The sequence below is a fragment of the Microbacterium sp. genome, assembly GCF_044340635.1.
Taxonomy (GTDB): Bacteria; Actinomycetota; Actinomycetes; order Actinomycetales; family Microbacteriaceae; genus Microbacterium.
The window spans coordinates 1-12140 of the sequence record NZ_JBIITF010000009.1 but is presented as its reverse complement, the minus strand read 5'-3'; the positions used below and the strand labels follow the sequence as shown (position 1 = coordinate 12140).

6 protein-coding genes are annotated in these 12140 nt (G+C 66.7%); 5 read left to right on the top strand and 1 reads right to left on the bottom strand.

The window, feature by feature from the left end:
• Positions 1–82: 82 nt before the first annotated feature.
• Positions 83–1189, bottom strand: coding sequence for a glycosyltransferase (locus tag ACIQ0W_RS09315; protein ID WP_396642508.1), 1107 nt, complete (start codon positions 1187–1189; stop codon positions 83–85).
• 124 nt (positions 1190–1313) lie between these two features.
• On the opposite strand from ACIQ0W_RS09315, the gene ACIQ0W_RS09310 reads away from it, so the two are divergent.
• The 5 genes from ACIQ0W_RS09310 to ACIQ0W_RS09290 all read left to right on the top strand — a co-directional run.
• Positions 1314–1880 carry an acetyltransferase gene (locus ACIQ0W_RS09310; RefSeq protein ID WP_396642507.1) on the top strand — a complete coding sequence of 189 codons (567 nt, stop codon included), beginning with the start codon at positions 1314–1316 and terminating at the stop codon, positions 1878–1880.
• An 87-nt stretch (positions 1881–1967) separates the two neighbouring features.
• Positions 1968–2636: a CDP-alcohol phosphatidyltransferase family protein gene (locus ACIQ0W_RS09305; protein ID WP_396642506.1), complete on the top strand. Its 669-nt coding sequence runs from the start codon at positions 1968–1970 to the stop codon at positions 2634–2636.
• A complete protein-coding gene (locus ACIQ0W_RS09300; RefSeq protein WP_396642505.1) occupies positions 2636–3853 on the top strand; it encodes a hypothetical protein in 1218 nt (405 codons plus the stop codon). The genes ACIQ0W_RS09305 and ACIQ0W_RS09300 overlap by 1 nt, the downstream gene beginning before the upstream one ends.
• Positions 3854–4020: 167 nt before the next feature.
• On the top strand, positions 4021–7494 hold the full coding sequence (locus ACIQ0W_RS09295) for a LamG-like jellyroll fold domain-containing protein (protein WP_396642504.1): 3474 nt from the start codon (positions 4021–4023) through the stop codon (positions 7492–7494).
• Between the two features lie 240 nt (positions 7495–7734).
• The coding region (locus tag ACIQ0W_RS09290) for a LamG-like jellyroll fold domain-containing protein (protein WP_396642503.1) at positions 7735–12140 on the top strand (4406 nt) is incomplete at its 3' end.

Sequence of the window (12140 nt, the reverse complement as noted above, 5' to 3'; positions counted from 1 at the left end):
TCTCGATCGAGTCAGCGCGCGGGAAATCGTCCCGAGCCCCGACGCTGTAAGAGGCATCCCCATGGCCCCCCCGCGCCCGATCCTATCGATAAAGCTGTTCCAGGCGCTCGGCGACCGCCGCCATGCTGCGCTCCGCCACGACGGCCTCGTGTCCGCGTCGCCCCATCTCGGCCGCCGCGACGGGATCCGCGAGGAGGCGGCGGATGGCGCTCACAAGCGACTCCCGCGTTTCGTCGACGACGATCCCCGCATCGTGGGCGGAGATGAAGGACGCGAGCCCGCACGTCGACGTCACGATCACGGGAAGTCCGGCGGACATCGCCTCGAGCACCGACATCGGATAGGGCTCATTCACGCTCGGCAATACGAAGATCGACGCCTGCTGCATCTGTTCTGCGGTGTCGCTCGGCGAGACCGGCCCGGTCCACCGGATTCGCCCGTCGTGGTCGGAAGCGGCGATCGCCGCCTCGACGGCCGGGCCTTCGCCTTCATCAGGGCCTACGAGGACGAACTCGGATTCGGGGAACTCGGGCACGAGCTGCGCCGCGGCCTCGACGAACAAGCCTGGTCGCTTGCGGGAGGCGAGGCGGGCGAGATACAGGACACGACCAGGTATCGGCGGACGATCCGGTTGGTCTTCGGTCGGTACGCCGTTCGTCAGCTCGGTCAGTCGGGCCGTGCCCTGCGAGACGACGTCGAGCGACGCGCGCTCCGCGGGCGTCAGGTAGGCGACGTGTGCGGCGGCCCGCAGCGCCGGGCGCGTGAGCGCCACGTCGAGGGGTCCGGCGAGGGGATTCGTGCTCTCGTCGATCATTCCGTGGGTCTGGAGGACCGTTCGAACGCCCAACGACTGGGCGATGCGTGCCGCGGGAAGGGTGACGAGGTCGCGGGCGGTGTGGACGTGTACGACGTCGAATTCCTGCGCGTGAAGACGGATCGCGCGCCACAGCCCAGGCGCGGCCAGCCCCGCAAAGCCGCTACCGGGGATGAGTGTGCGCGCCGGAAAAAGCTTGGCGGGAACTCCCTCGAGGTCTGCCGGGGGTGACCCGGTGAAGCCGCGGTGCGCGCCCCCGAGGACAACCTCGTGTCCGCGTTCACGCAGCGCCACGAGCTGGTTCACAGCGACGCGAAGAGGACCGCCGTACTCGCCATTCGGGCTGACCAGGGTGACTATTCCCAGGATCTTCATTCGTCACCTTTCCCTGCCGCGGCACACCGACGCCCGAACGGCCAGTGTACGCACGCGCACCCTCGGGGCCGCCGCCAGCCGCACCGTTGGCTAGCATGGGGTATTCGCGACCGTGGGGGGAGCGATGGCAGGGGGACCGGCGATGACGAGCGATGCGACCATAGACCTATCTCTTGCGCCGGGAGAGCGCTCCAGCTGGGACAGACCTTCCTGGGTCGTCTTCGCCTGGGGTCTTGCCGAGCTTCTGCTCGTGACGAACCCCCTCCAGGTCAGTTCGCGTCTGCGGATTCTTGTGCTGCGGGCTTTCGGAGCCGAGATCGCGGCGGGCGTGATCTTCCGGCCCCGAACGAGGGTCCGCTTCCCCTGGAAGCTGCACATCGGAGCGCGCAGCTGGATCGGCGAAGGAGCCTGGTTCCACAACCAGGACCACATCTACGTCGGTCAGGATGCCGTCATCTCGCAGGACACCTTTCTCACGACCGGAAGTCACGCTCATCGGCGCGACATGGCCCTGATCACGCGCCCGATCACCATCGGCGACGGAGCCTGGGTGACCAGCCGGTGCATGGTGCTCGGCGGTGTCCACATCGGCGCCAACGCTCTCATCGCCCCCATGACGGTGGTCGATCGCGACGTGCCCCCCAATACGATCTGGGGATCGAATGGTGCCCGTGGTTCACGGTTCAGCTGAGGCGGGCGCAGTGAAGAAGTTCGAGGGGGGCACGGTCAGGTGAGTGGGATCCGAGAACGTTATGCGTCATTGAGTAAGGCGCAGAAGGTGCCGAAGGGCGTACCGGCATACACGCTGTGGGTGAATCGTCGCGCGGGTCGTTGGGTCGCCGCCGCCGCCCCGGCCTGGCTCACACCGAACGGAATCACCCTCCTCGGGGCGCTTTTCACATATGGAGCCCTGGTCTGGCTCTGGTTCGTGCCGATCGGTTCCGCCTGGGGCGCCCTGATCGGGGTGTTGCTCATCATCGGATTCATCCTCGACTCGGCCGACGGACAGCTCTCGCGACTCCGCGGCGGCGGCACCCCTCTGGGCGAATGGCTCGACCATGTGCTCGACGCGGGACGGATCGCCCTGCTGCACATCTCGGTCGCCGCCTACATGATCCGCGCCGGGTGGCCCCTCGAGAGTCTGGCGTGGGCCGCGGTGTTCCTCGTCGCCGCCACGTTGGTCTACGCGGGCGGCCTGCTCGTGGACAAGGTCCGCTCGGGAGGCTCTGGCGCACCCCGCAGCACGAGCATGAGTCGGACCGTCGCCGTGCGCGCGTTCATCCTGCTGCCGGTCGACTACGGCGTGACGTGCGTGGTGTTCGTGCTCGTACCGCTCGTCGACGTCTTCCTCTGGGCCTATGTGGCCCTTGCTGTCCTCAGTGTGCTCCTGTGCGTCGTCTACATGGCGAAGTGGGTCCGGGAACTCCGCGCAGTGCCAGCAGACTGATGCGCTCGAGTTCTCGGTTCGTTTCGATCGCGGACCAGGGAGTCAACTCCCTGTCCAATTTCGCTCTCGTCGCGTTCGCCGCCGGGGCGAGCTCCGCAACGGAATTCGGCCGATTCGCTGTGGCATACGCCTTCCTGGTGTTCTTTCTCGGCGGCGCGCGCGCTCTGGTGGGTGAGACGGCACTCGTTCACGACAGCGCAACACGGGGCCAGGAGGGCGGCCTCCGAAGGGAGATCGTCGGCGCGTCCGTACCGCCCGCCCTGATCGGGGCGTTGGTCCTCTCGGTGATCGCCCTCTTCATGCCGCCGGACGCGCGCATGGTGTGGCTGGCCTTGGCGGCGGGCACATTCTTCGCCGTCGTGCAGGATTCGTATCGTTACGTTGCTCTCGTCGAGGGTCGCACGACTCTCGCGCTCGTCCTGGACGTGGTGTGGACGGTCCCGGCGGTCGTGGCGATGGCGGTCCTCAGCGTCGCCCAGGCCGGGGCTCCGTGGGTCGTCGTAGCGTGGACCGCCGGCGCGGCCCTGTCGATCGTGGTCGCCGCTCTGGCCCTCCGTGCACTTCCCGACATACCCGGCGGGTGGCGATGGGTTCGGTCGCATGCTTCGTCGTCATTCCGGTACCTCGGAGAATTCGCGAGCCTGAACGGGTCCACTCTGGCGGTATGGGTGCTGCTGGCCCCTGTCATCGGGTCGGCGGGGGTAGGCGCCTTGCGCGGCGCGCAGCTCCTGTTCTCTCCCTTGAACACGATCTTCACGGCCCTTCGGATCGCGATGATCCCCGAGCTGTCGCGTGCGGCCGGAACACGTCGCTATCGGGCTCGTCTCGGAGAACTCGGCGGGATTCTGCTGGTCGGCAGTATCGTTTACGGTTTCGCCGTCCTTCTCATCGGAGAGGACATCGGGCGGGCTCTCCTCGGCGCGACGTGGGTCGAAGCGGAAAGCCTTCGCCCGGCCTTCCTGGTTCAGTACCTTCTGCTCGCGGCATACACCCTCGTGCTCACCGTGTTCCGGGTGCGCAAACTCAACAACCGCTCGACGATCATGCGAGCTATCCTCGCGGCCTTCACGCTCGTGGTCCCTCTCGGTTTCGCTCTGTGGTGGGGAAGCTCGGGAGCTGCGTGGGGCTTCGCTCTCGCGGTAGGGGCGGCAGCCCTTGTCGGCGCCGCGCTCTTGATCCCCCGTCGGCCCACGCCCCCCACCGATCAGAGGGTGTGAGCGCGGTCGAGGGACTGCTTCCCTTGCGCCTCGATCCGGGTGTATCTTTCGCGGCATAGCCGGACGCTCGAAGACGACTCCGGTTGGGGATGAATCGCTTTCGTCGTGCGGAGCCGCGTGCTCGTTCGGGCCCACTCGATATCGGCGACGGTGAGAGAGGCAATATCGTGCGCGTTCGGATTCTTGCGGCGTTCAGCGTGGCCGTGCTGGCCCTGGGATTGTGCGTGGCCGAGAGCCCCGCACCCGCCGCGGCAGTGACGCAGGGCGTTCCGGTGAGCGCCGACGCCCTGCCCACATGGCAGACGGACGGCGTCGTATGGGGCATGGCCGCGACGGCCGGCAAGCTCGTCGCGGGCGGCTCCTTCGGGCAGCTGCGGCCGGGCTCCGGGCAGAGTGGATCGCCCAGGACCCAACGTGCGCTCGCGATCTTCAACGCGGCGACGGGAGTTCCCGACAGCTGCCAGTTCGCTCTCACCTTCGGATCCTCCAACCCGATCGTCTACGCAGTGGCAGCCGCCCCGACGGGCAACACCGTCTTCGTCGGGGGCAATTTCTCCACGATTGGCGGTGTCGCGGTTGCGCGGCTGGCCGAGATCGATGTCGTGCAGTGTCGCGTGACGTCGTTCCGGCCCGGCGCGATCTCATCCACCGTGCTCTCGATCGCCCCGACTGCCGACGCCGTCTATTTCGGTGGTGCGTTCCAGACGGTCGCCGGTCAGTCGCGGCGGAGCTTCGCGAAGGTCAGCCGCGCGGGGGCCCTGCAGAGCTGGGTCGCCAACGCATCCGGCACGACGGTGGACAAGTACACCCCGACGATCCTTCCCACCGCCAACTCGCGTGGCACGGCCGTGACCGTCTCGCCCGACGGGGCGAAAGTCGCGCTCGGTGGCGACTTCTTCACCGTCAACGGGCAGAACACGCATTCGATAGCGGTCGTGAGCGGAACTGACGGCGGGATTCTACGGACCTATCCCAACTTCGTACAGAACACCTCGCGCACGCAATCCCTCGTCAGCGACGGCGTCAACTTCTACGGTGGCAACGAGGGCAGCAACGCTTTCGACGGACGATTCGCGGTCTCGTGGGACACGCTGAACCAGGTCTGGCGGGACATCTGCCTCGGCGCGGTTCAGACGATGGTCGTCGCGCAGGGACTGCTGTTCTCCGGGCACCACAATCACGACTGCGCGGCGATGGGCATGTTCCCGGACGGCCGCCGCACGTACGTCAGTGTGAGCAGGACGGCCGACCCCGCTCAGGCGAAACTCGGCTGGTCGCCCGAACTCAACGACGGAACCGGTGAAGGGCTCGGGCCGCGCTCGATGGCCATGGCGCGTTCAGGGTCGACCGACTATCTCTGGGTCGGTGGAGAGTTCACGCGTGTCAACGGGTCGAACCAGCAGGCTCTGACCCGGTTCGGACCCACCGACACCGGTGCCCCACCGGTGCCCGCCATCACCGCGCGCGCGGTCACACCCGGCGCGATCCAGGTGAACATCCGCGGTGTGTACGACAACGACGACGAAGACCTGACGTACGCGGTCTACCGTGGCGCCAACACCACGACCCCCGTATGGACCGGAACGGCCCGTGCCCAGTGGTGGTTCCGGCCGCAGATCACCTTCGTCGACACGGTCTCTCCGGGGACGACCAACACCTACCGTGTCCGAGTCATCGATCGCGCGGGCAATCAGAGTGGCCTGTCCACGGCGGCGTCCGCCACGGCATCGGGTACCGCGTCCGCGTACGCGAGCACAGTGATTGCGGACGGGCCGCGTCTGTACTACCGATACGACGACATCGCCGGTTCGACGTGGGTGCTCGACAGCTCCGGACAGACGACCCAGGGTCTGAACGGCACGGCGGACAACGGTGTGACGAGAGGTGCCGCGGGAGCGATCCCCGGCGATGCGAGCCGCAGCGCGACGTTCAACGATGCGCTTGCCCAGTACATCTGGAACGATCAGCCGGCGCTCGGACCCGCGACTTACACGATCGAGACGTGGTTCCGTACCTCGTCGACAACAGGCGGCTCCATGGTGAACTACGGCAACGGCCGCCCACGAACCGATACGAACGCGGACACCGTCAGCAGCTCCTACAACCACGGCGACAACCCGTGGACGCAGACGACATCCACGTACGACCGGGTGGTCTATATGGAGGCATCGACCGGACGTATCCGGTTCGGGGTGCGTGCTCCCTCCGCTGTGCAGACGTTGCGGACCGACGCCGCCTACAACGACAACCAATGGCACCACCTGGTCGCGACGCAGGGCGCCGAGGGTATGCGCCTCTATATAGATGGGGCGATCGTCGGACAGAACGCGATCTCCCAGAACCGCGCGTATTACGGCATGTGGCGTGTAGGCGGTGACAACCTCAACGGATTCCCCAGCAGCGGTACGTCCGGCGCGCAGGCGAACCGCTTCTTCGACGGACAACTGGATGAGACGGCGATCTACACGCGTCCGCTGACAGCGGCGCAGGTCTCGGCGCACTACGGCGCCGTCGGTGGCCAGGATCTGCAAGCACCGACGGTGCCCGCAGGGGTTCAAGCCGTGCAGACCGGAGCGGGCGCGGCAACGGTCTCGTGGGCGGCGTCTACGGATGCCTCGGGCATCGCCTCGTACGCGGTGTACCGGGGTTCGACCGCCGGATTCACTCCGAGTGCCGCGAACCTGGTGAACGGTTCCGTCACCACAGCCTCGCTCGTCGAGAACGGCGTCCCAGCCGGAACATGGCATTACCGGGTGACGGCGCGTGACACCGCCGGCAATGTGAGCGCGCCGTCCACGGCCGGAACGGTCACCATCGGGGCTCCCGACACGACCGTGCCATCGACTCCGTCCGGACTCGCGGCGACGGTCTCGTCATCCGACGTCGGGCTCAGTTGGGCCGCGGCGACCGACAACGTTGCCGTCGCGGGGTACTCCGTTTATCGGGGGACCTCTGCGGGGTTCACGGCCAACGCGGCCTCCAAGATCGCGGACGTCGCTCAGGCGGGCTACGTGGACGCGTCGCGGCCGGCGGGCACATGGTTCTACCGTGTCGCCGCTGTCGACTCGAGCGGCAACCTCGGGGCTGCCACAGGCGCCGTGAGCGCCACCGTGAACCCTGTGGTCGCTCCGACTTCGATCACGGTCGTACCCACCGAGGACTCCATGACAGCTCAGTCGGTACCGACCACGCTGTATGGAACGACGAATCAGCTCTCGTCGCGGTTGACGCAGGGGACTCTGGAGTCGTTCATCCGAGTTGCTGTCCCGGCGGCGCCCGCCGGGACCCAACTGGTGTCGGCGACGCTCAACGTGCGGACGTCGGACGATGCCACCGCCGCGTCTGCCGAGAGCCATGCGTTCCATCTCGTGAGCGATAGCTGGGTGGAGACGGCGATCACCTGGAACAACCGTCCGACGACGGTCTCGTCCGGCGTGCTGGGTTCGCTGACGGGGGCCACAGCCCTGAACACCGCATATCAGGTGGGTTTGGATCCGACAGCGCTGCAAGCGACGCTTGGTACCACCATCACCTTGCGGATGTCCGGGGCCGGGGCGGACAACGTGCGCCTCTGGTCGGCCGAAGCCTCCCAGGCGCAATACCGGCCGTCGATCGTATTCTCGTTCGCCCCGACACCCTGAGGCGCCGCAGCGCGCTGAGGGGCGTAATCGCCCACCGTATCCGGGTGTTGCTCCGTGTCTTGCGGCCCCACCCGCACTATTGTCGGCGGTCCGCTTGCGCTCAGGGTGGGTGGACTGTACCCTCAGACCAATCTTGTGCGCGAGCGCGGTCTCCGTATCGCACCTTCTTGGGGGAAGGAAACGCACGAGATTTGCGCGGGCTGGGAGCCCGACGCACGGGGATATCTGGGGAAATGGGGCATGATGCGTCGACGCATCGTTGTGAGCATCACGGCTGTATTGGCGATGGTGTTCGGATTGGTCGTTGTTCAACCTGCGTCGAGCGCTCAGGCGCTGACGCCCGGGCTGAGTTTCAGTGCGGATCACCTGCCGACGTGGCAGACGAACGGTGTGGTCCGTGCGCTCGCCGTGTCGCAGGGCAGAGTCGTCGTCGGCGGTGACTTCACACAGATCCGCCCGGGTGCCGGACAGAGCGGTAGTGCTCGCGCCATGGTCGGCCTCGCCATCCTTGATGCGGCGACCGGTGCACCCACGACCTGCCAGCTCCCCGTCTCGGGCGGCGCGGCCCGCGTCAACACGGTTGAAGCATCCCCGGACGGGACGACCGTCTTCGTCGGAGGCGACTTCGGGTCCATCGGTGGCGTCTCGCGTTCGCGTCTCGCCGAGATCGATGTGGCGAGCTGCACCGTGCGTGCATTCTCCGTCAGCAGCATCTCGTCGGTCGTTCGTTCGCTGGAGGTGACCGCCGATGCCGTGTACTTCGGGGGCACGTTCCAGAGCGTCGCGGGACTTCAGCGTCGCAGCTTCGCCAAGGTGGACCGCACCGGTGCGCTGGATCAGAACTTCGTCGCCGACGCGGTGGGCAACATGCTCACTCGCCCCGAGCCCGGCGTGGAATGCCGCGTCGAGGTCGATGCGAACACTCAGGGAACGGCGATCGAGATCTCGCCTGACGGATCGACGGTGATCCTCGGCGGGTCGTTCTACACCGTGAATGGTGTGAACACTCATAGCATCGCGGCCATCGACGCGACGACGGGCGCTGTCACCCGCGCTTACCCCGCGAACCCGAACAGCTGGAACTCCTCCAGCAACTTCATCCACCCGTGCTCGTTCACGAAGGCGATCACGTCCGACAACTCGGCGTTCTACATCGGCAACGAGGGGTCTGGCGGCGGCGTCTTCGACGGCGCGGCGCGCATCAGCTGGTCGTCGTTCAACCAGGAATGGCGCGACCGCTGCTTGGGTGCGGTGCAGGCCCTGGCGCTGAAGGATAACCAGCTGTACCAGGCGCACCATCACCACGACTGCTCGTGGAACGGGTCCTTCCCGGATGGCCGCCGTATTTACCTGAGCGTGACGGACGTCAACGATCCCACGCAGCAGATGATCACGTGGTTCCCGGCGCTGAACGACGGTACGGGCGAAGGCATCGGACCGCGGGCGCTCGCCGTCGCGCAAGCGAACGGCGCGGAGTACTTCTGGGCCGGCGGCGAGTTCACGCGCGTGAACGGCACGGAACAGCAGGGCCTGACCCGTTTCGGAACGACCGACACCGGCAACCCGCCCACGCCGGGCATCAACGCCCGTGCGGTCACGAGCGGGTCCATCCAGGTCTCGACGCGCGCCGTGATCGATCCCGATGACGGTCCGTTGCAGTACGTGCTGTACCGCAACAATGTGCAGATCGGTCAGCCGATCACGGCCTCGTCGAACTGGTGGGTTCGCCCGCAGGTCACATTCGTCGACACGAATGTCGTCCCCGGCGTCAGCTATGCCTACCGGATTCGAGCTATCGACGGCGCCGGAAACCAGAGTGCGCTTTCGGGCTCGGTCAGCGCAACGGCGCTGGCGTCAGGATCGGCCTATGCCGAGACCGTGCTGGCTGACGACCCCGCTGTCTACTGGCGTTACGACGACCAGGGCGTATGGGTCATCGATCGCTCGGGTGAAGGCGGAGCGGGCAAGAACGGTCAGGCCCAGAACGGTGTGACGTACACAGGCGGCGCGATCCCCGGCGATGCGAGCAGCAGCGCGGTGTTCGATGGCGTGAGCCAGTACATCTGGAACGATCAGCGTGCGACCGGTCCGAGCACCTACTCCGTCGAGACCTGGTTCAAGACGGCGTCCACCACCGGTGGCGTCATGGTCAACTACGGCAACGGTCGCCCCCGTACGGACACCGGCGTGGATGTGCTGAGCACCAACTACGACCGCCTCGTCTACATGGAGAACGCAACGGGCCGCATCCGGTTCGGCGTCTACGACGGCACGCAGCGGACGCTCCGCTCGGCCAAGGCGTACAACGACGATCAGTGGCACCACCTCGTGGCGACTCAGGGTCCCACCGGTATGCGCCTCTACGTCGATGGGCTTGAGGTGGGGCGCAACTCCATCACGGCTACGCAGTCGTACTTCGGTTCGTGGCACGTCGGTGGGGACAACCTCAACGGATGGCCCGACAACGGCGGCAACTCCGCTGCCACGCGCTTTTACGACGGACAGCTCGACGAGACGGCGATCTACTCGCAGCCTCTGAGCCAGGCTCAGGTCATCGGTCACTACCAGGCCGGCGGCGGAGATGTTCAGCTCAATGAGGCTCCGGCCGACGCTTACGGTGCCGCAGTCTTCGAGCAGAACCCGAGCCTCTACTGGCGGTTCGACGAGACCGAGGGTGCTGTCGCCGAGGACGCGTCCCTGATCGGGCAGACGACCGGAACGATCGGTTCTGCCGTGACGCGAGTCACCGACAACCTGAAGTTCGAGGGCGGAGCGGTGCAGACCCCCGGCACGGCGAACAACGGCGTCATCGCAAGCTCCGTATCGACGAGCGGTCCTTCGACCTACTCGACCGAGTTCTGGATCAACACGACTACGACCCAGGGCGGCAAGCTCGTCGGGTTCGAGAACGTCGCCTCCGGCAACGCCAGCTCGTATGACCGCCAGGTCTTCATGCTGAACGACGGACGTGTTCGGTTCGGTGTCTACACTGGTTCGGCTCAGACGATCACGACGTCGGGTTCGCTCAACGACGGCAAGTGGCACCACGTCGTGGCTGCGCAGGATGCCGCGGGTATGCGCCTCTATGTCGACGGCGCTCTGCGGGCTCAGAACAGCGTCGCGGGCAACCAGGCGTTCGACGGCTTCTGGCGCATCGGCGGCGGCAACCTGAACTCGTGGGCGAACCGGCCGTCGAGCGACTACTTCTCGGGTCGAATCGATGAGGTGGCGATCTACCAGGGTGCGCTGAGCGCGGATGCAGTCGAATCCCACTATGTCCTGGGGTTGCAGGACACGGTCGCGCCGAGCGTGCCCGCTGAAGTCACCCATGTCGGCAGCGACACCGCGAGCCTGACGTGGACGGCGTCCTCGGATGAGAACGGAGTCGCCGGCTACCGGATCTACGGTGGCGACACCGCCGACTTCGTGGTCGACCCGACGAGCCTCGTGGGCGATGTCCAGGGTGTCTCCTGGGTCGACCCCGACGAAGCGCCCGGAACGCGTTTCTACCGGGTGAGCGCCTACGACCTCACGGGCAACGAGAGCGTGGCGAGCGACGTGCTCGAGGTTGTCGTTGCAGATGTGACGGCGCCGACAGTCGTGACGGGTCTCAGCGCGACCGCGAATGAAACCGATGTCTCGCTCGAGTGGGATGCGAGTTCCGACAACGTCGCGGTCGATCACTATCGGATCTATCGCGGTACGACACCTGACTTCTCGATCGAGGGCGTCGAACCTGTCGCCGAGACCGGCACGGTTGAGTACGTCGACTCCGCGCTCGCTGAGGGCCAGTGGTACTACCGGGTGGTTGCCGTGGACGCCGTCGGCAACGTCGGCACCCCGAGCGAAGCCGCCGGTGCTCTCGTCGATATCGATACGGATGCACCGACCGTGCCGGTCGATCTGACCGGCTCGATCGCCACGGACGGTTCGGTCGACTTGGCCTGGAGTGCGGCGACGGATGACTTCGGAGTGGTCGGCTACCGCGTTTTCCGCGGGGCTACCGAGGGCTTCGTCGCAGACACCTCCACGATGGTGGCCGAGGGTGTCGAAGAGACGAGCTACCAGGGCGATGCGCCGGGAATCGGCACGTGGTACTACCGCGTCGCCGCGTACGACGGAGCATCGAACCAGAGCGAAGCGAGCGCAAGCGTCGCCGTGACCGTGGTCGATGGGATCGCCCCGAGCGTTCCGGGTGGCGTGCAGGTGGCCGCGACGGGACTCGACGCTCAGGTGACCTGGACGGCGAGCACCGACAACATCGCGATCGGCGGCTACCGCGTATTCCGCGGCGCGACGTCGAACTTCGTCGCAGACGAGTCGAGTGTCGTCGGCACGGTCTCGGAGACGAGCTTCGCGGAAGCGGGTCTGACTGAGGGCGACCACTACTATCGCGTGGCGGCCGTCGACACGGCGGGCAACGTGAGCGCTGCATCGGCGGCGGTCAAGGCGACCGCGGTGGCACCGGATACGGTGGCGCCGTCGGTGCCGGGTGGTGTTGCGGCTTCCGCTTCGGCTGCTTCGGTGGCGCTGTCTTGGTCGGCTTCGACGGATAACGTCGGGGTTTCGGGTTACTCGGTGTTCCGGGGCGCGTCGGCTGGCTTCGTGGCGGATGCTGCGAGCAAGGTCGCCGATGTCACGGGCAC